Consider the following 21309-nt stretch of genomic DNA (forward strand, 5'->3'; position numbering starts at 1 on the left):
GAAACAATAATTCTATAAAAGGAAGTAAATGAAGTATGCTTCAGTCTTAAACTTCTGTTTAGACAGAAGTTTGGACAGAAGTACGCATTAATAATTCCTTCAAATTAAAGTGTTCATAACCCCCGTACTGTGCAGGGAAGTCATTTATTGCAAGCCAGAAGTCTCCGGTTTCCGGATATGCAACCAGGCTCCACATATTAGCTATATGTGCTTTAAATGGCCCCACCGGTTCTTTTGCTTTATATGAAAAATCAGGATACAATGCACAAATAGTACAGAGGATATTATTTGTCCAGGACGGGAAGAATTTGTCACGGGTCAGGCGGGTATAAGGATCATAGCAGTCGCTTAAGATTTTAATTGCATTTTCAACCGTAATACTGCCATAATATTTGTGAATCAACTGCTGATAGCGTTCAAAACGGCTGGGCGCCTGGACATAGAAGTTATAAGGCTCTTTCAGACTGTTCTGCCAGTTTTCGATAGTTGAGATGTCCTTAAGCTGGTTTACCAGGACCTGATCGGCTACCATGTTATAACCGGAATAGCCCATCCAGCCCGGATAGCAGTTGGAATGGTTCGTCTGCCACAGGGCTTTAACATCCTGAATCGGATAACGGCAGCATACATTCCGGGAAGAGGTTTCTACCACGACTGCCTTTTTAGCCTTTGCATCAGCTACATGGTAGGCAATCCCGGCACAGCGAGGATGCTCCTGGAAAATCCTGATTGCGTCTTCCACCGTCCGCGCATGAGTCAGCAGCAAACGAGTAAATATGGCGATCCCGCAGCCTTTCATGCTCTCATACTGCATGGAGTTTAACTGGGTCATCATTGCGAGGCCGTCCGCATTTATACCCCCGTCCAATCCAATCATACCCGGATAGGTTAAAAAAGCGTGTCCAATCCCGTCATCCGGACTGGCTACGACCAGTATCCGGTTTGGCAATTGTTCCGGCATATTGAAATTGTCTTCATTTTTTCCGAAGATCAGTTTTCCATCGCCTCCAGCCCATTCCCCCCAGGCACAGAAACTGCTGCAGCCCCCGCCAGCCGGTTTTATTGCGTTTTGCGGGGAACTTCTCTTATCCTCAATTTTATTAGCAAGCTGGTTATCCCCCTGATTTTCACCCTGCCAGTAATCAGGATGGCAGTAAATACACCACTGGTCATAATTGGTATTCCAGAGCAGGATCTGATCAAGGGTTACATTTACTCCGGCATCTTTAGCCCCATCAGCAATTCCTTTCATTTCTTCTTTGAATTCCGGCGGTAAAAAAGGTTCAGCCGCCTTTTGCCCCAACCATAAGATTTCCTCGGCTTTCTCCAGGTCCGACCCGGTCTGTGCAGCAACATAAGCGGCCGTGGCTAAAAGGGTCCTGTTGACCATCAAGTCTATTTTATCTGCAAGCAAATAACCATGCTGATAGCCCATTTCATATGGCTTGCCTTTTAGATGCAGGACCTTGACTCTGTTTATCTCCTCAAAACATGCTTTTTTAAGAATGTCATTTTTGTTCATTAGTAAAATATATTTTCTTAAATTATTTAAGACTGTTTGTATAAGGAGTTTATGAATTAAATTAATGAGTGCCCACTTCCGGACAAGCGATAGTCCCAGCTGAAAACAATTTCATTCAGGAGGCATGAACTCCATAAGAAGCCCCCAGCACACCGATAAAAAGACTAAGATATAGAAAATTACCACTGCAAATTTGTCAATACTCTCAACCCACTGCAAAACTCTGGTCCAGAGCAGGGAAAAGAAGATAGCTGAGAGGTAGGCAAGAGGAGAAGTCCACCCGAAGAAGGAAAAAACAAGATAAAGCTGCGCAAGCGCAAAAAAGCCCATCCCCGCAGGAAAAGATGGGTAAACGGAATACATGCCTGCAAAATCAGCACCTGCCGTGTAAAGGAGGTGCGGAACAAGAGATACGGATGCAAAAACCAGAAACTGCCAACTTTTTAGAGTCTTCTTTAAGGATTTCATCCTCCGCCTGCGCCTCATATACTCCCCCTAGAATTCTAGGGGTTTATCGTATATTTCGTTTCCTGCTAGGTTGGAAACAGCATTTAAAAGTTCCACTACAGGCAACAAAAAACAACACAATAACCTGACAAACAAAAAGCTTCGAGAAAAGAAAGAAAATTAAAGAAAAAATTGAAGTGAAAAAGGAGTGAACCAGATTAATCAGGATACAGGGTTTTTCAAAAACAGACGCTTAGACTTAGAAGAATTTAATCCGGCTTAAAAAATCGTGGATAAACTTAGGCCTCTCAATCTGGTTCCAAACTCTCAGGCAAAGAATTTCCACAAGATACGCAGAATCTTCCAAGGAGATTAATTAACCGACATCAGGCAGTTTAAATTCCGCAATCACCGGCGCATTGTCGGATTCCGGATACTTGGTCTCTGTTGCAAAGGCGACAGATTCGTCATGCAGCAGCTCGTTATGCACCTCGGAACTCTTATAGTGCGCCGGCATACTTCTAGAAACAAGCAGGTGATCAAGCATCCTCTTTTTGCCCTCTGGTGAATCGAAAAACGAGCAGATGTGATAGTCAGTTTACAGGACAGCATGACATGCTTTGCCAGCCCTCGTTACCCTTATTTTCGACCTTCTCCGGATGGCTTCCACAGGCACTTCATCGAAGTCAGCATTTAAATCCCCACAGACCACGATCCAGTCTTCCAGGTATTTTACATGAGCTGGTAGAAAAATTAAGACGAGTGTAAAAATCAAAGTTGCGCTGGCGCACCCCGCTGCAAGCAGGCTGTCCGACAATTACCTTAGGTAATTGAGGTTTCTGCTTTGAATATATCAATTATTATATAATATTCTACTAATTTTTTGATTTATGGTTTTTATTAAATCTTTAAAGAATCAAGTTTGGACTTTACCTCCAGATATCCGAGATCTTATTCCTTCAGATCATATCTGCTATTTGGTTGAGTCTTTTGTGGATGAAATGGATTTTAGTGAATTTGAAACCAGGTATGACGGTTCTGGACACCCTGCTTATCATCCTTGCATAATGTATAAGATTTTGATTCAATCTATGCTTGATAGAGTTCGATCATCGCGAGCGGTAGCTCGCAATGTTCGAGAAAATATAGTTTACATGTATTTAGCTGAAAACCTACAACCTGATTTTAGAACAATCAGTGATTTCAGAAAAGAAAATGAAAAATTGATTACTGCAATGTTCAAAAACACAGTTAAGGCAGCCAAAGATTTAGGAGTAATAGGTCTTGAACAATAGGGGAATTAAATCAGTCAGAAATGAATTTAATTTGGTATGTACAGCAGTTAACTTAAAGAAAATATGGATTTACTCAAATAAAAATGAGATCATTAGAAACAGAAATGGAATTAATGGAACTTTTCACTTTTAGACTTGAGTAATCAGGAATAGAAAACAAATCTCTCATAAAAAAGTTCCAATTTACCAGCAGACGATATTATTTCATTACTAACAGTAATTGTCGGACAGCCTGCAAGCTAGCGGGGTATTCGACTGAAATAAAGCAACTAAAAAGTAACTTGCAACAAACGTGCGAATTTTTGTACGAGTTTTTTCAAGGACATTGCTTTTACCTGTAACTGATTGCAAGCCCCCTTTTTTTGATAGTGCCGTTGTCCCTTTTAGCCGTATCGCTTACCTTTAAGCTCCATTCTCCTTCACAGGACCTTCCGACGAGGAGCTGAAAAGCTCCGGGTTTTCATGGAAACTGAAACTCTCTATGATATCCTTCTTGCCCCCTCGGATCTTGCCTGCCAGAATTATTTTATCTCCTCGAGGACTTTCGAGTATAACTTTCAGATCTCCTCTCCAGTTATATTTAATGTCAAGGTTTACTTCAATATCCTTGATAGGAGCGGAAACTGGAAACACGATTTATTTCCACTTCCCCCAAGTCAGGTATTGGCTTTTGAATGCGGTGTTCCATGTAGAGCACCTGCAAGAGGCACGACACTTTCTTTTATATGCGCAAGCGCCCTGTGAGCATTGATGCGACCGTGTCCGTACAGGGGAGAGTGATCGTTAACATATCCACCGTTTTCAGCATCAATTCTATCCGCAGTATCCATCATGATTTGCTTCACTTCAGCCGATGTGAGTTCATGATTAAGAGAAAGCATGAGAGCGGCAAGCCCGGCTGCCAGCGGAGTGGCACTGGAAGTTCCTCCAAAGGAATAGGTATACTCCTCAAACGGAGAGTAGCCTTTACTTCCAAACCGGTCTGTGGTCAAAATGCCCTTCCCACGGCTAAAAGTAGAGTCATTTGAAGGAGCACAGATGGATATTTCCGGGCCATAGTTGCTGTAAAGGGAACGCTGATCCCGGCTGTTAGAAGCTGCCACTGCAATTACATCCGGGTGCAGGGCAAAGCCCTGGTAGGAAATTTTCCCGTCTTTAACCCCATCAAGCGGACGCTCCTCATTTCCGGCTGCAAAGAGGATGACACAACCTTTTCCGTTTCTCCGGCCATTAGTTGCAGCTTCATGGATGATTGCATGTACCTTGGATGAGAGTGGGAAATACCAAGATTGAGCTGCCCAGCTGCAGCTGATCACATCTGCATTGTGGTCGATCGCATACTGGAAAAGATCCACCAGCGACTGGTCATTAAGCCACATTGACGTCCTGATCGGCATAAAAGCACAACCTGGAGCCAGACCCACAACACCTATTCCATTTTCTTCTGCAATTGCCACCCCTGCACATGCAGTGCCATGGTTATCCTCTTCAAAAACAGGCCTGGGATCGGCATCTCCCTGCCCGAAATCCCAGGGGTCAACTACTTTTCCCTCACCCTTGAAATCTGGGTGGTCCAGTTCAAAACCGTCGTCCATTATGCAGATCCTTATTTCCCTGGATCCGCGGGTATAGTCCCAGGCTTCTTCAGCTTTCACGTCAGCGTCGGCGACCAGCCGGGGTTCATCGCCCCTATTTTTCAGATGCCACTGTTTTGGATAAAGAGGATCACCTGGGACATATTTTAAAGAAAGCTTAAAAGCCAGATCAGGTTCGGCAATTTCTATTTCATCTCTTTGCTGCAACTCGGCCGCAATTTTCAGGGGATTTTCCTTCGAAGCTTCCGTAAGACGGACACTATAACCGCTTTCCATGTACCCGAGTTCTTCCAGAACTTTCAGGCCAAACTCATTCAGTATCTCTTCTCTTTTTTCTGTACTGACCCCGGGCTTAAACTGGATTGTAAGCATCCCTGTCGGTATCACATATCCTTCTGGAGTCTCGTCTATGGAATACATGTGGGTTATAACATCGCATTTCGGAGCCTTTCGAAGTTCATCCATTGTCTCTTCCAGTTTGCCGGGTTCTTTTACGGTAAAAACATCCATTTTTTCCACGACAAGAGACTTTAGATGCTTCACTTCAGACTTCGGGCGGCCGCAACAAGCTTCAAGTGCGGCTTCATCCGAAGCTTCTCCTTCTCTCAAGCGTACTGCAAATTTTTCTGGCAACTTTTTAAACTTTACGTCCTTTCCACCTCTTTTTAATGTAATCTCTTCCATTGATTGTCCCCCATTTATCTTATTACATAGTATCAAATTTATAATTGAGTATTATATATGATTGATATTATATTAGACGATTGTGAAGAAAGGTGTAAAACTTGAAAGAGTAGTTTATCTCCTAAATACCACGAAAAACTTCTGGAAGCCGAAAAAACAATCCAGAAGAAAAAAATCTACGTAATGATTCAGGCATTCAGGATTCTCAACAAAGGTCACCCCAATAAAGAAGAGAGGAGCCTGAAAAACAGAGAAAGTATTTCGCAGTTTTCTAGAGATTAATTAACCGTTATCTGGCAGTTCGAATTCAGCAACCACCGGCGCATGATCAGATTCCGGAAACTTCGCTTCTGTCGCAAAGGCTACCGATTCGTCATGCAGCAGCTCGTTATGCACTTCAGAACCCTTATAGTGTGCCAGCATACTTCTGGACACCAGCAGATGGTCAAGCATCCTCCCTCTACCCCGGTGGTAAAGCGAAAAACGGGCGGATTCGGGTATGCTCATTTCACAGGGAAGCATTACGCGCCTTGCCAGCCCGCCGTTGCCCGTATTTTCAACCTCCCCCCGGATTGCTTCCACAGGCACCTCATCAAAGTCCGCATTGAAGTCCCCGCAGACCACGATCCAGGCATTTTCATCTGCATCGAACAGCTTATCAATCAGCATCCGGGTTTCAAGGGCCTGCCCGACTCTTTTCATGGAAGAGATGAAAAAACCCTCTGCCCAGCCGGAGGCGGTCTTCCAGGTATACTGGTCCAATTTCTGGCCTTCAATGTCCGAGGGCAGCCGGGATTTCAAATGGAGGTTGATAACGTCCAGTACCCTGTCCTCAATACTGATCCGGGAATGAAGGATCGGCCTCTCCCAGGTAACCGTGATGGTTTTTTGCTCTTCTCCTTCGGCCCTCTCCGCTGTTACTATCCTGTAATGCGGGGCAGGAGCATAATAGTGCCTGTACTGGTGGTGCTCCTGAATCTCGTAGCGGCTCAGGATTACAAGATTGCGCTCATTGCAGACCTGTGACCCGTCCCCGGTCATGGTGGAAACCCTGTGAAAACCCGCATAAGGGGTCTCGCGGAGGAGGACATCCAGAGCCAGCAGCCGGCGAGGGTGTCCTGTCTCTTCTTGTCCGTTGACCTCCTGCAGGCAGAGGATGTCGGCATTAAGCCGGAACAGTTGCGGACGAATCACGGCGATGCGTTCTTCCAGTGTCGGTTTCTGGCCGGGCTTATCGTCAAGGTTTTCGAGGTTGAAGGTTGCTATGCGTAGTTTCAATGTGTTGCCTCCTGAATATGAACTGGAACCTGGGACTCAAGATATGTGGAATTTTCATATGGAGGTCCCAGAAAAATTCACATTCCAGATCGAGACTTTTTAATAATTCTATCATTTGTTTTAAAGAGTTGAGACCAGATCGATTTCCAGGGCATCCATCACTCTTGATAAGGCAATCCCATAGGTCCAATTTTCCTGGGCATACCCGGTACGCAGTTTCTCCTGCCATCCTCCCCATAAAAGTCCCACAGGGTTCAATTGAGGCGTATCCATTACAATCAGGCTTCCGCTATCCCCGTGTGTGGAAAAGGGTACTCCGTCATCTCCAACAATCAGCAAATCCGTATAAACACACGCATCCCTTTCGTCATAAAACTCATATCCAAAGGCCACAATCGTTCCACGGCGCAAACCTGTAGTACGGCCCACACGTAAAACCCTCTGGCCAATAATCGACATATCATCAAGAGAAATATTTTTCACCGGACCTAGCTGACCCACCCCCATCATCTGAGGATTAATGTCTGCCTGGTTAAAATTAGAAGCCAGCCGGACAAAGGCACAGTCTGCCCGTACAAAGGCATTCGGTTCGTCAACCCAAGGCCCGTACCATTCCTGGTCTTCAACGTATTCGATAACTTTTTCAGTAGTGCCTAAATGCGTCCCCCAGGGTACCGGATGGAAGAGCTTCTTGCCCGGTTCGATGCCCACGTGCTGATTGGTCAGGAATCCGAGAGTCCCGTCCGACCTTTTTCGTGCAAAAGCTCCGAGAGTTCCCAGACTGTATTTTCCTATTGCCTCATTTACCCAGTGAGATACCTGAGAGCCGCACCAGACCTGGTCGTCCCATCCCCGAAGCTTTTCTACGAGTTCATCTGCAGCTTCAGGCACTTCTTTTCCGTATTCGGCTTTTCCTCCCTGCACCACGTCAAGCATACACCACAACCCATCCGGCCCTTCAAGTTTCTCCGGTATCAACTGGGACTCCGGAATCCATTTCGGGTTGACTTTCAACGGAACAAACACTAGAATTGCAGGCTGTCTGCTCAGTAACTGGCCTTTTCTCCTCTTGAATCCAAGTGCTGTTCCAAGATTGTCGTTAATGGAATCAAGGAATTCCCTGTTGTGTGCCCGTATGCGCATCAGGTCTCTTAGCGAGTTTGCTTCTGGCGTATTTATTCCCCCTCTATCATTAATAATTTCTTCAATTGGTTCTGACGTTTTTTCATTGAAAATCCAATGAGCAGTAAAATCACATCTATTGACAGGCAACTATCGGCCGGCCTGTGCTGATTGAATTTCAGGGATTTGATATCCCTATAGCAGGCCCCCTTCCATTATGATTTTGAAGCTCCGTCATCCTGCGACTTGAGCCGATCCACCCCAGGCAAAAACTTTGCTGCATTTTCAGGAGGCAAATTCTTATCCGCAAATTCCTGTGTCTGATGGTTCTTGTTGAAGGATTTGCAGAAGTGCACATATAATCTTTAAATGTGTCTCCTTCTATCAGTTCACCATATTCACATATGATTACTTGACCATCCCCTCAAATGAATTGAATGAGAAAAAGAAAGAAAAATCTTGAATTTCAGCCTGAGATCAATAGTATACACTGATCACGGAAGTTGTCATCGCCCCTTACACACTCCTTAACATATCCCCGACAGAAGTATTTGGATGCCACCCAAATATATAGTCTTACAATTATATATGAATTCTTATGAAAAAATAGGCTCAAGACTGTTTCACGAACAAAAAACATTAATCCCATGCCGGATATCCTTCAATTCCAATGTACAGAACAATCCGGGTTCCTCCTGAAAAAGGGGAAGAAATGAAGGAAAGGGCAAAAGCAGAAAATTTCCTGGACAGCACCCGAAAAATTCGAAAAATCCAAACCGAGGAAGGCATTTTTCTTGAGATCCCGCTCACCGAAACTGCAGGCGAGAAAGTGGGAGATTTTCCGGTAATCGAGCAGGAAAACCCCGAATTCATGGAAAAACCGAAATCACTTAAAGAATACCTGAAAGGTTCCCTATCAGAATCAGAGCTGGAACAGGTCCCTTCGAGCTGGCATATCCTGGGAGACATCATCATCGTCTGCATCCCCAAAACTCTTGAAAGTAAAAAAATGAAGGTTGCAGAAGCCCTGCTTTCCATGTATCCTAAGTGCAGAAGCGTTGTCAGAGACTTCGGGATCGGAGGGCAATTCCGCCAGCCAAAAAGGGAACTCCTACTCGGGACCTCCACAGAAACAGTCAACAAAGAACACGGCTGCCTTTTCAAGCAGGATGTAACTAAAGTGATGTATTCCAAAGGGAACCTGGAAGAGAGAAAAAGGATGAGAAAAATAGGAAGCGGGGAAGTTGTCGTGGATATGTTCGCAGGAATAGGATATTTTTCGATTCCCATGGCTGTCCACGCCAGGCCGAAAAAAATCATCTAGATAGAAATAAACCCTGAATCCTTTACCTACCTTAAGGAAAATATCAGGCTGAACCATGTGGAGGATATTATTACCCCGGTCCTGGGAGACTGTTCACAGGCCACTCCTGAAGGGATAGCTGACAGGGTGCTAATGGGTTATGTGGGGACAACACACCACTATCTGGAACCGGCTATCCGGTCGCTCAAAAAAAGCGGGGGGATTTTGCACTACCACGAAACCGTGCCGGAAAAACTCGCAGAAACGAGACCCGAGGAAAGGATCAGAAAAGCTGCCGAAAAGCTCGGAAAAAAAGTCGAGATTCTGGGAAGCCGTAGAATCAAAAAGTATTCGCCCGGAGTCCTGCATGTGGTCGTGGACGCCCGGATATTCGAATGAAGCCCTCCTTTAACTCTGTTTAGTAAAAAGACAACTTCTCACCCTACCTTATGTGGAGAGCCTGATACGACACTTACATCCATGTCAAGGATCTTCCTGTAAATGTTTCTTTTTTGCACTATGGGCCACCACCCATAAAGAAAAACATAAATAGGCTCCCACATAGCAACCCAGCCAATGATAGTCAGGCCTTCAGAAAGCATGGTCTTTAGCAGCCCACCTTCAAAGGTTGAAAGAAACCTGATCATAAGCAGGCAGAGAAAAAGGAAGGTAAGGGCAATTGCCATGTTTCTTCTCCCCCGCTGAAGAAGTCTTCTCAGGTCTATTTCCGTCAGAACTTTCTTATAAAGGAAATGGTTCCTGATCGCTTCTTTAAGAGTACGCTCCGTTTCGCGAGTAAATTCGGAAGGGGGAACATAGATCAAAATTTCAAGAGGCTTTTTTAAAGGAAATTCCCCAACTATATTATAAATATACACTTCTGCTTCTTCGTCAAGCTCTTTTTCATGAAACGGAGCAGGATCAAATGAATTAAAGAGTTGCAGCATGCTGCTCAGTTCAAGTTCAATTAAGAGCTTTCCTTCGCGCTCTCTGTAAAGGGCTTCCGTCCCATAAGGGGAAAAATCCACCCTTCTGACCATTTTTGATCTACCTTATTTGATCTGTTTTTTTGATCTGCTTTTTTGATATAACTTTTTGATCTACCTATAAAACATTTTTAAATTCACTGAAACATCATTTAAATTATCATTATGTAATATATAAGGCTTTACTTTCCGAATTTCAGATATTAAGTCATTCAGGGAGCTTTTTTTGGCGTAAAACGATACCCTTGAGATCTCTCCCCTGCTGGAGACCTTTTCCCAATGTAGACATCCATGTGTACAATTTTTTCGTAAATGTTACGCCTGTGGACAATCGGCCACCAGCCGTAGAGGAAAGTATGTACCGGCTCCCACATTGCAACCCAACCGATGATAAGGAGCCCCTCAGAGAAAAGAGTGTTCATCAGGTTTTCTTCAAAAGCCGAAAGCAGCCGGATCACGAGCAGGCAGAGAAAAAGGAATGTAAGGGCTATTACAAGGTTTCTTCGCCCCTGATAAAGCAACCTTTTCAGTTCGATTTCGGTAAGGAGTTTTTTGTAAGAAAAATGATTTTTTATAGCTTCTTTAAGGTCGGTTTCTATTTCTGCACCGACCTCGGAAGAAGGAAGGTATATCATGATTTCAAGGGGCTTTCTCAGGGGAAATTCGTCTACAGCATTATAGAGGTATTCTTCTGCATCCAGATTAAGCTCTTTTTCGTGAAACGGGGCAGGGTCAAAAGAATCAAAGAGCTGAAGAAAGCTTTTGAGTTCGAGTTCAATCACAGGTTTTCCTGCGTGCTCCCTGTAAAGAGCTTCCGTCCCTTCACCTGAAAACTTCTTTTTCCTGCCTGCTCTTGTGCCTGATCTAATATCTTTTCCCCCGGACCGGTTTCATAAAGCATGTATCTACACTGGAAAAAGAACACAACCTCTTCCCTGGCAGGCCTCCCATCCTCTATTATCTGCCCGAAATCCCTTATTAATATTGGGCTGGCAAGATATAAAACCTGAGATAATCCAGAAAAACCGGGGCATAAAGGGGTAATTCACCTGTATCCGGACCTTAACCCAAATTTATGATGAAACGGTTTCCAGGCTGAAATCACAGCTAAAAGCCCTTCTCCAGTCCCCTGCTTTACCGCTTCGATCTCCTTAATCTCCTCTGGGTTATTAAAGAGCGCTTGGCAGGTTTCTATGTTTTCATACCCCAGATCCTTCAGCCACTCCTTCACCTCCGCCGCCGAAAGAAACCGGGCTTCGGAAGAAAATTTGCTTTCCTTTTTTTTCAAGTTATAATACTGGCCCAGCAAACTGTCCCTATCAAGGATTCCTGTTACAAGCTGCCCACCGGGCTTCAGGACCCGTGCAGCTTCCCTGAGCCCCTGTACCGGATCTTTGAAAAAAGCAAGTGCTGTAACAATCAGCACAAGATCAAAAGCCTGTCCTTTGAAGGGCAGGGACTCGGCGACCCCCTGGACCACTTCAATGCCTCTTTTTTTTGCAAAAGCTGCCATTGGCCTGGAAGAATCGAGCCCGTATCCGATCCCCATAGGCCAGGCAAACCTGCCCGTACCTACCCCGATTTCCAGAACCTCCAGGTTTTCCAGGTTTTCGGGGAGGAAGGATTTGAGGGCAAGAAGCTCGGATTCATATGCAGGTTTATGATTCTCGTACCAGGCATCGTATTCTTCTGCATATATTTCAAAGGCTTCCCAGGGCTTTATAAAGGTCCCTCCGTATGAAAAATACTTCTATTTGTTAATATTCCTTCGTGTGAAGGTTCCTCCGTATTAAATTTATTCTCTCTGGCTGATGGGTCACTTTCCAGTCCCTCTATACAGGAATATGACAAGCAGACCGAAGACTCCATAAATTATTTCAAAGCCAGGTATGCTACGGATTCCTTCCTGCCCGGAACTCTGCTCAGCCTGTGACCCTCTAGTATCCACATAGTCTTCTCCGGGCGTGCCAGTTTCGGATTCCGGCTGTATATCTTTTACATTCTCGCCCTTTACAGTTATTGTAATAAGTTTTGAATCCTTACCGTTCTCATTGGATACAGTCAAATTAACTGTACAGGTACCGGGGACTGAGTATGTATGAATCGGGGTCTCATCTGAAGAGTCAATGATTCCGTCATTGTCAAAGTCCCAGGTCCTTGAGGTTGCGTTTTGTGAACTGTCGGTAAACTGGACTGAAAGCGGAGCATGTCCCTCCGAGATATTGGTGCTGAGGTTTGCTACGGGAAAAACCGGTTCTGGTGGTTTGAAAGCCACAAGAGGCAGGTAATCAACGTAATGGCTGTTTTCAAGCCTGTACCTCTCATCAGCAATACCGTTTCCGTCGAGGTCAGATGCTGTTTCTGAAAAACCTGTCCCGTTAGGCATTGCCCAGAAGTTTCCTCCTATGTAGGGTCCGCCTGCAATATTTGTGCCTGCGGTCTTTGGCTTATTGTAAGCATTTGCTGTTCCGTTGTTAGCCTCTGCGTTGAGAGTATTATTGAAATAATTGTTGAAAACAAGGTTTTTATCGCTTCTCGGGCAGACAAAAAGCCCGTAGAATTCACTTGAAGAAATAGAATTATCTGAGAGCATGTTGCCGTCGGAGGTTCCAATATGAACGCCCCTGCCATTATTAGAAACAGTATTTCCGGAAAGGGTGTTGTCGTTCGAAGCCGAAAGCACGATGCCGTATTCTCTGTTTTCCAGGATCGTATTTTTAGAGATATGGTTTCCTTTAGAGTTCAGGAGATAAATTCCGTATCTGCATTTAGAAGCTTTATTACTTTCGACTGAATTATATTCGGACTGCTCAATGATAATTCCTCTGCTGACTTTGAGGATTACGTTATTAAAAACCCTGTTCTTCGCAGAGGATTCAAGGTGTATTCCCTCGGAGTTATTGAAAAGTTTGTTGTTCTCGAGAAGGCAATTATTGGAATCATTCAGGTAGATGCCTGAACAGTTGTCTCCTGCTCCGGTAATCATGAACCCATTAACTGTTATGTTATCTGCCTCTATTATGAGCACATCCGTATCCGGGTCGTAAGGCTCAATTACCGTATCCTCGGGATTCCCGGATTCTGACCTGATTACCAGATTATTCTTTGTTACAACAATATTTTCGGCATAGGTTCCAGGTTTTACAATAATTACATCACCGGGACGTGCACTGTTCACTGCTTCCTGTATCGAATCTTCTGACTGGACGAAGGTCTCAGCCGCAGTTCCGATACCCGTGATTGATGCAAATAAAAGAAAAGCTGCAAGCAAAACGATTAGTCTGTTTATTCTAACTCCTCCATCCAGAGATATTTATGGATGATACTTTTACAGTTAGGCGGAAATTCGCACAAGCAATATAAATATAATCGGTTATAAATATTTAACCAAGTATAAAAAATATATTCAGTAAGTCTGATATCCCTACAGTTATAAGCTCATAGTTCCGGGCGAATATCCGATTGATCAGAGATAAAAAAATAAGGTGAAGGTTCATTCCTTCACCGGTTGTTTTTCAAGATATAAGTTTTTCAGTTTTACTTTTGCTCTCGTTTAGCTGTTTACGTCCTTTTATACAGGAATACTGAAAGCAGGCAAGCTATTCCGATAGCCATTTCAAATCCCGGAGCCTTCACATTTTCTTCCTGTTCAGGCCCTTTTTTAACTTCAGATCCTGTACTTTCCATACCTTCCTCTTCAATGGAACCGGTTTCTTGCCCAGGTTCTATTTCGGTTGCACCTTCTCCTGGCATGGGTTCTATCTTTCCTGTTATTGCAAAGGAAGAGAAGCCCGGAACATCAGCTGTGAAATACAGGCATTTTTCATCTTCCCCTAACAGGTTGACTGGCAGCTGTTCCCATGTTTTGTTACTGTATCTGTTCAGAGCAATGGAAGGCCGGTCTATCTTTTTATCCTGTATCCAGGCCTTTTCAACCTTGAAGCAGACTTCAGGGCTTTCGATGTTCTTTGAAGTTGCAATTCCACCGTTTCCGACCCATACGTTAAAGGATTTATATACTTCATCCGAAGGCAGTTCGGAAACAAGTGCAGACTTATTTTTTAATTCCTCAACAATGGTCGTGGTTTTGCCCAGGGTCTTCTTTGCGTCAAAGCTCACATATGCAACGCAGGTTGTGTTCTTTGTGAGATCAAACTTTACAGCCTTGCCGTTTATGATGAAGACCTGTGAGAGCTCTTTGGTTTCAACGTTTTTTGCAGGTTCAGGGGATCCACCAACACTTCCACCGCTGCTGTGGCTGCTTCCTCCGGAACTACTCTCTTTTAGTACAGTTATTGTAGCAGTTTTTGAGGCTGTACCGTTTTCGTTAGCTGCAGTAAGGGTAACTGTATAAACTCCCGGAGCTGGGTACACATAGACTACGGTTCCGGAGCTCACGTCAGCCAGGCCATCATTGTCAAAATCCCAGCCTATTCCGGTCGCTTTTTGTGAAACATCGGTATACAGGACGGAAAGTGGAGCATAGCCTTCAGAAACGTTCATGCTGAAGTCTGCAACAGGAAGTCCGTTATTGAGGTTCTCTGCTTCCAGTACGGTTATTGTAGCAGTTTTTGAACTTGTTCCATTCTGATTGCTTACACTCAGGTTAACGGTATAGTCTCCTGGAACTTCATACACATAAACCGGACTTTGAATGGCAGAGTCAGGTTGTCCATTATTGTCAAAGTCCCAGCTCCACGAATCTGCGTTTTGTGAAAGGTCTGTAAACTGGACTGCGAGAGGGGCAGGGCCCGGAATAGTGCTTGTACTGAAATCTGCAACAGGAAGCACTGGCTCAGAAGGTTCAGGTACAGGCTCAGAGTTTTGAAGAACATTTATTGCGCCGGTTTTTGAAGCCGTCCCGTTTGGATTACTTACTGTAAGCTTTACAGTGTAAGTTCCTGCTGAGGAGTATGTATGCACAGGACTCGGGACTGCTGAATTCGTTCCGTCTCCGAAATTCCAGTTCCATGCAGTGGGAGTTCCTGTGCTTTTGTCAGTAAATAAGACATTTAACGGGGCATTCCCTGAGGTTACATTGCTGCTAAAATCTGCAACAGGGAGTATAGACTGCTGCGGTGTGGATGTGGATACAAGGGGCAGATAGTCGGTAAAGTTCCTTCCGGCATATTCAGTATCTGCAATGCCGTCTCCGTTCACATCCTGCGCTGTCTGGGAAAAACCCTTTCCTGCAGGAGTTGCCCAGAAATTACCTCCAATATAGGATCCCCCTGCAATGTTTGTACCTGTGGTTCTTGTTGTGTTCCAGGTATTTCTTCTATTATAGATGTCTGCATTATAGGTATTATTGAGATAGTTGTTGAAAACACGGTTATCGTTGCTTCCAGCACACATGAATAAGCCGGAATAGCTATTTGAGGCAACAGTATTACCTGAGACAGTGTTTCCGTCAGAGGAGTCAAGATGAATGCCTCTGGAGGTTTTATTAGCCGTGTTTCCGGAGATAGTATTATAGTTCGAGAATGAGATCAAAATCCCGTAGACATTATTTTCCGAGACCTTATTATCCAAAATTTTGTTCGTGTTTGAATTTCTAAAGTAAATGCCTCTATCGTTGTTGATTGCTGTGTTGTCGGCGAGCTCGCAATTGTTGGAATTCGCCAGATATATGCCGTAGTTCCTGTTCGAATCCAGCCTGTTGTTGAGCAGGTTGTTGTAATTGCTCGATTCCTGCAGAACAATACCAAAATTGTTCAAATTTGCTGCGTTGTTTGAAAGATCATTCTTCTGGGAGCGGCTGAGACTCATTCCATATCCGCGGTTCGAGTTTACCTTGTTGCCAGATAATTTATTGTTATCCGAGGACCTCAAATATATCCCATCATAATTTTCCGTAATCTCATTATTAGTGATTGTACATTTGCTGCATCTGACCAGAGAAACCCCTGCATATTTATCTCCAGTCCCTTTTATCTTAAATCCGCTAATTTGCGTGTTATTTGCCTGGTCCAGGCTGAATACGTTTGTTCTAAGATCCTTAGCCGTAACCACGGTATCTTCAGGGTTACCTGATTCTGACCTGATTACCAGATTTTGTGTAGTGATTCTGATATTCTCAGTATAGGTTCCGGGTTTTACAATTATTTCATCGCCCGAGCTTGCGCTGCTTACTGCAGCCTGTATCGAGCCCTTGGGCTCGACAATAATCTCAACCGCTGTCACGATACCCGAGACTGACACGAATATCAGCATACCCACCAGTAAGGTGGCTAACCTGTGCATTTTATTTCCCCCACATATAATTAAATATTATATTGATACTTCATATAATAAATCCGGAATTAAACGTTTAACCATATAAAGATATTGAATTGAACTAATATTAGTAAAAAGTTATAATAGTACTTTAAAAATCGGGGGACATTAAAATTAATAGTCTTATTTATTCAAATTTATTATGTGATAGATACAAATAGCCAGCCTCTTATCTTCAGAGTTATGGCACGTGTAAACAAATATCGATAAAATTAAATCTACTTCCACTCCTTAAAAGTTGCACGTTTTCCAGCTACTAAAAAATCAACTGTATTCAACCTGTAAGATGATTATTCAGTCCTCAAAAGAGGTGTTATCTACTGTTTACTAATTAATTTTAGTGGCGAAGATTTATAGTAATATTATTAATAAGTAAACTTGAATAATACGAATATATAATTAAATTTTTTTATATTAATAAAAAATATACGACTTCTGGTATCTGCCGGATGAACTAACGATTCCCTTACTTGAAGAAAGGACTTTAAAACTCAGAAAATTAAGATCTTATGAAAAAGTAAGGGAAAAAGTAAGGGAAAAAGTATAAAAGAAAAAGAAAATGAAAATGAAAATGAAAAAATCGGGATGAAGGAGTCATACCTCCACCCAGCCTTTTTTAGTGTTGATTTAGCTATTTCGTTATGGTCCCTATGAAACCAGGCATTATCAACTCCGTTTTGTTGATTGTGGTTTCATTTTCATAATTAGTTTCATTTTTGGAAGTAATTGCTTTTGTTTAGTTTGTAGACGTCTCCGATTCATCTATAGATGCCTCATATTCATCTATGGATGTTTCAGAGTCATCCACGGATGTTTCAGAGTCATCTACAGATGTTTCAGAGTCATCCACGGATGAATCATTATCATCTATGGATGTTTCAGAGTCATCCACGGATGAATCATTATCATCTATGGATGTTTCAGAGTCATCCACGGATGAATCATTTTCATCTACGGATATATCATTTTCATCTATGGATGTTTCAGAGCCATCCACGGATGTATCATTTTCATCTATGGATGTTTCAGAGTCATCTACGGATGTATCATTTTCATCTATGGATGTATCCGTTTGATCATCTGTTAAATTTACTGGAGTTATGGGCTGGTCCGGTTCAGAGACAGCTACAAGCGGGAGGTAATCCGTATAGCCGCTGGTTGAGATCTTGTACACTCCATCAGCAATGCCATCGCCATCCGCATCAGTTGCAGTCTGGGAAAAGCCTGTCCCATCGGGTTTTGCCCAGAGGTTTCCTCCGATGTAGGGTCCGCCTGCAATATTTATGCCTGCGGTTTTTGTTGTGTTCCAGACGTTCCCAACGCTTCTCGGTTTAATATCTGCGTTAAAGTTGTTGTTCAGGTAGTTATTGAATACGGTATTGTTGTTGCTTGTGGAGGCCATATAGATGCCTGAAACATCGTTTGAAACAATAGTATTACCTGAAATTTTATTATCGCCGGAAGTGCTCAGATGGATGCCCCGGTTACTTTTGGAAGCTTCGTTTTCTGAGATATTGTTTTCTGAGGAATACGACAGCAGGATTGCGTAATCGCCGTTATCCAGAACAGTATTTTTCGAAAGAGTGTTCCCATTCGATGTTGTAAGGAAAACTCCCCTATTATTGCCGGAAGCTTCGTTGCCGTTTAAGTTATTGTTACTTGAACCTTTGAGGTATATCCCATAAGCACGGTTAGACCTTGCTGTGTTGCTGATAAGGTCATTATAGTTGCTTGAGTTTTCCAGGACAATACCATGGTCATTGCCTTCGCTTGCATTGTTGTTAGAGAGTACGTTCCATCCTGAGCGCAGCAGGTAAGCTCCGTACCTGTTGTACAAAGCTGTATTGTTTAAGAGCATATTATAATTGGAATCCTGCAGGCTAAGTCCTCTTCCACCGTTTTGCATACTGTTATTAAGGACAGTACTGTTGCCGGAAAACGCAAGGTTTATACCAATTGCGTTGTTCGATAGTATGTTTTCACTTAGATTACAGTTAGTAGAGGATAATAAAGAGATTCCAGAGATAATGTTATCCGAAATTGAATTTTCAGAGACATTATTGTTTCCTGCGGATGTGATCTGGATACCTCTTCCGTTATTTGAAACCACATTACCCGAGAGCATGCTTTCGTCTGAACTTAACAGGAAAATGCCGCTGCTGCTGTTCAATGCTATATTTTTTGTCAGGCTGTTACCACTGGAATCCTTCAGATATATGCCAGAGACCATGTTTGAATCTACCGTATTGCCTGTCAGGTTGTTGTTGCTTGAACCTACAAGGTGGATTCCATAATCTTCATTTGAGCTTGCGGTGTTGTTTTCAAGGCTGGTGTCACTGCAGCTTTCCAGGACAATCCCGTGGTCAGCGCTCATACTTACCTTATTATCCGAGAGCATGTTCCCTTCGGAGACAAGCAGATATATTCCGAACCTCTGATTAGAAACTGTGTTGTCTGAAGCCCTGTTATAGTTTGATCTCTCGATATTAATTGCTCTCTTGCCTTCTACTGCTGTGTTGTTGAGGATAAGGTTGTAATTTGAATTCTTAAGGTATATTCCGAGAGCGTCATTTAAAAACTCGTTATTTTCGATGGTACAGTTACCGGACCTTATCAGGTAAACCCCCGCACGGTCAGTTCCGGCACCATTAATGCTTAACCCTGTAATTGTGATGTTATTTGCTTCGACATAAAATACATCCTCAGCTTGATTTTTCGCCGTAACTATCGTATCTCCGGGATTCCCTGAAGCTGACCTTATTACCAGGTCACTCGTCGTTATTCGAAGATTTTCAGTATAGTTTCCGGGACTTACGACGATCTCATCACCTGAAACAGTATTATTAACCGCATTCTGTATTGATTCTCCTGGCTGGACAATAATCTCAGTTGCGGTTCCGATACCAGAGCCTAACGTAAAGACAAGTAAGGCTAAAAATAGAGCGATAAATCTGTGTATTTAAATCCCCCACATCACATATTTTTTTATATTCCCTATTTATAATCTCTATTTAAAATATACATGAAATAATATAAATGTATTAGAAAATAATATCAGAATAATAACCATGGAAGTACACGAAGATAACCATGGAAATAAACGAAGAATAGCAGATCAATACAGTCTGTTGAAATAAACTCAATATTTTTCTCTTTTGCGAGGTTTCAGATTAGCTTTTATAATAACAAGCTAACAGTTTAACCTTTAAAATTAACCTTATTTGCTGTTTATTACAGGCAGGTGTTTTACTTAATAAGAAAACGTGTAGAAAAAAGTGTGTAAAAAAGTGTGTAAATAAGTGTGTAAAAAAGCGTGTAAAAAAAGTAGGAGAAAAGAACAAAAAAGAAAAAAGAAAAGCAGGATGAAGGTATCAAACCTCCACCTGTTCTTATTTCTGCACTTAAATTTACTATTTATTTACTTTCATTAGCTGTTTTATTTCCTTTTATACAGGAATACTGCAAGCAGACCTGCCACACCGTAAACCATCTCAAATCCTGGCATGCCAGGTTCTTTTTGTTCGGGTGCCTGATCAGCTTCCGATCCTGTATCCTCCGTGTTCTCTTCAGAGTTGTCAGACTCATCTCCAGGCTGTATTTCAGTTACAGTTTCTTCCGGAGATGTATTTGCCTTCCCTGTTATTGCAAAGGAAGAGAAGCCCGGGGTTTCGGCTGTGAAGTACAGGTATTTGTCATCTTCTTTTAACAAGCTGACTGGCAGCTGTACCCATTTTTTATCGCTGTACCTGTTCAGGACAATGGAAGACCGGTCTATCTTTTTATCCTGTAACCAGGCCTTTTCAACCTTGAAGCAGACGACAGGGTTTTCGATGTTATTTGAGGTTGCAAACCCACCGTTTCCGACCCATAAGTTAAAGGACTTATAGACCTCACCCGAAGGCAGTTCGGAAACCAGTGAGGACTTTCCTTTCAGCATCTCGGCAATGGTTGTGATTTTACCTGCGGTCTTCTTTGAATCAAAGCTCACATAAACAACACAGGTTGCTGCCTTCGTGAAATCAAACTTTACAGCTTTTCCGTTTGTAATGAAGACCTGAGAAAGTTCCTTTGCTTCAATGTTTCTGGAAAATTCAGGAGAGCCGCCGCCACCGCCACCACTGCTGCTTCCTCCGCTGCTCTTTCTCTCTACAGCTATCAGAATAGTTTTTGAAGTCGTGCCGTTTGCATTGCTTACTGTCAGTTTGGCGGGGTAAGTCCCTACCAGGGAATAAGTATGCGTTGGATTTAGCTCAGTTGAAGTAACTCCGTCTCCAAAGTCCCAGCTCCTCGATGTTGCGTCTTGCGAACGGTCAGTAAAGAGGACTGAAAGGGGAGCATAGCCACTGGTGACATTGGTTTCGAAGTTTGCGACAGGAAGTCCATCATTTTGTTCTTCCTCTTCTTCCGACACAGTTATAACAGCAGTTTTTGAATTTGTACCTTTCAGGTTACTTACTGTAAGGTTAACGGTATAGTTTCCTGCCAGGGAATAAGAATGCGTTGGATTCGTATCGGTTGAAGTAGCTCCGTCTCCAAAGTTCCAGCTTCTAGATGTTGCGTTCTGTGAACGGTCAGTAAAGGAGACTGAAAGGGGAGCAGAGCCGCTGGTAGGATTGGCGATAAAGTCTGCGACAGGAGGTACATCAATTTCGTTTTCCAGCACAGTTATAACAGCAGTTTTTGAATTTGTACCTTTCAGGTTGCTTACTGTAAGGTTAACGGTATAGTTTCCTGCCAGGGAATAAGAATGCGTTGGATTCGTATCGGTTGAAGTAGCTCCGTCTCCAAAGTTCCAGCTTCT

At 43.2% G+C, this 21309-nt stretch carries 14 protein-coding genes and 3 pseudogenes; 2 read left to right on the forward strand and 15 right to left on the reverse strand.

All coding sequences use genetic code 11. The features are described 5' to 3' along the window. Positions 1-58: 58 nt before the first annotated feature. The 3 genes from EO95_RS09770 to EO95_RS09780 form a co-directional block, all read right to left on the reverse strand. Positions 59-1522 carry a C45 family autoproteolytic acyltransferase/hydolase gene (locus EO95_RS09770; RefSeq protein WP_048134312.1) on the reverse strand — a complete coding sequence of 488 codons (1464 nt, stop codon included), beginning with the start codon at positions 1520-1522 and terminating at the stop codon, positions 59-61. A gap of 111 nt (positions 1523-1633) precedes the next feature. Continuing rightward, positions 1634-2008: a hypothetical protein gene (locus EO95_RS09775; protein ID WP_048134314.1), complete on the reverse strand. Its 375-nt coding sequence runs from the start codon at positions 2006-2008 to the stop codon at positions 1634-1636. A 559-nt stretch (positions 2009-2567) separates the two neighbouring features. Next, the gene (locus EO95_RS09780; protein WP_048134316.1) at positions 2568-2786 is read right to left on the reverse strand and encodes a hypothetical protein; all 219 of its coding nucleotides are present in this window, start codon (positions 2784-2786) and stop codon (positions 2568-2570) included. 73 nt (positions 2787-2859) lie between these two features. Here EO95_RS09780 and EO95_RS09785 point away from each other — a divergent pair. Next, positions 2860-3261: pseudogene (locus EO95_RS09785) on the forward strand (transposase); the annotation flags it as partial. A gap of 334 nt (positions 3262-3595) precedes the next feature. Here the strand turns inward: EO95_RS09785 and EO95_RS18760 are convergent. From EO95_RS18760 to EO95_RS09805, 5 genes and pseudogenes are all read right to left on the reverse strand, one after another. Continuing rightward, positions 3596-3661, reverse strand: a pseudogene (locus tag EO95_RS18760) (hypothetical protein); the annotation flags it as partial. Between the two features lie 5 nt (positions 3662-3666). Then, positions 3667-3897, reverse strand: coding sequence for a proprotein convertase P-domain-containing protein (locus EO95_RS09790; protein WP_048134320.1), 231 nt, complete (start codon positions 3895-3897; stop codon positions 3667-3669). 23 nt (positions 3898-3920) lie between these two features. Then, positions 3921-5543 carry a S8 family serine peptidase gene (locus tag EO95_RS09795; RefSeq protein ID WP_052733560.1) on the reverse strand — a complete coding sequence of 541 codons (1623 nt, stop codon included), beginning with the start codon at positions 5541-5543 and terminating at the stop codon, positions 3921-3923. Between the two features lie 282 nt (positions 5544-5825). After that, positions 5826-6821 carry an endonuclease/exonuclease/phosphatase family protein gene (locus EO95_RS09800; RefSeq protein WP_048134322.1) on the reverse strand — a complete coding sequence of 332 codons (996 nt, stop codon included), beginning with the start codon at positions 6819-6821 and terminating at the stop codon, positions 5826-5828. A gap of 120 nt (positions 6822-6941) precedes the next feature. Further along, complete coding sequence (locus EO95_RS09805) at positions 6942-7964, reverse strand: hypothetical protein (RefSeq protein WP_048134324.1); 1023 nt, start codon at positions 7962-7964, stop codon at positions 6942-6944. A 649-nt stretch (positions 7965-8613) separates the two neighbouring features. On the opposite strand from EO95_RS09805, the pseudogene EO95_RS09810 reads away from it, so the two are divergent. Further along, positions 8614-9645, forward strand: a pseudogene (locus tag EO95_RS09810) (class I SAM-dependent methyltransferase). Positions 9646-9683: 38 nt separating this feature from the next. On the opposite strand, the gene EO95_RS18030 reads toward EO95_RS09810, so the two are convergent. From EO95_RS18030 to EO95_RS09845, 7 genes are all read right to left on the reverse strand, one after another. Next, on the reverse strand, positions 9684-10286 hold the full coding sequence (locus EO95_RS18030) for a hypothetical protein (RefSeq protein WP_200895029.1): 603 nt from the start codon (positions 10284-10286) through the stop codon (positions 9684-9686). 158 nt (positions 10287-10444) lie between these two features. Continuing rightward, positions 10445-11014 (reverse strand): hypothetical protein, encoded by a 570-nt coding sequence (locus tag EO95_RS09820; RefSeq protein ID WP_235282956.1) that lies wholly within the window; start codon positions 11012-11014, stop codon positions 10445-10447. 263 nt (positions 11015-11277) lie between these two features. Continuing rightward, positions 11278-11955 (reverse strand): methyltransferase domain-containing protein, encoded by a 678-nt coding sequence (locus EO95_RS09825; RefSeq protein WP_048134326.1) that lies wholly within the window; start codon positions 11953-11955, stop codon positions 11278-11280. A gap of 93 nt (positions 11956-12048) precedes the next feature. After that, entirely contained in the window at positions 12049-13503 is a 1455-nt protein-coding gene (locus tag EO95_RS09830) for a NosD domain-containing protein (protein WP_235282957.1), read from the reverse strand. A 290-nt stretch (positions 13504-13793) separates the two neighbouring features. Continuing rightward, entirely contained in the window at positions 13794-16475 is a 2682-nt protein-coding gene (locus tag EO95_RS09835; RefSeq protein WP_052733561.1) for a PGF-pre-PGF domain-containing protein, read from the reverse strand. A gap of 769 nt (positions 16476-17244) precedes the next feature. Then, positions 17245-19467 (reverse strand): NosD domain-containing protein, encoded by a 2223-nt coding sequence (locus EO95_RS09840; protein WP_327037152.1) that lies wholly within the window; start codon positions 19465-19467, stop codon positions 17245-17247. 477 nt (positions 19468-19944) lie between these two features. After that, the coding region (locus tag EO95_RS09845) for a PGF-pre-PGF domain-containing protein (RefSeq protein ID WP_048134328.1) at positions 19945-21309 on the reverse strand (1365 nt) is incomplete at its 5' end.

Origin of the sequence: Methanosarcina sp. 1.H.T.1A.1 (genome assembly GCF_000979295.1) — an archaeon.
Lineage (GTDB): Archaea > Halobacteriota > Methanosarcinia > Methanosarcinales > Methanosarcinaceae > Methanosarcina.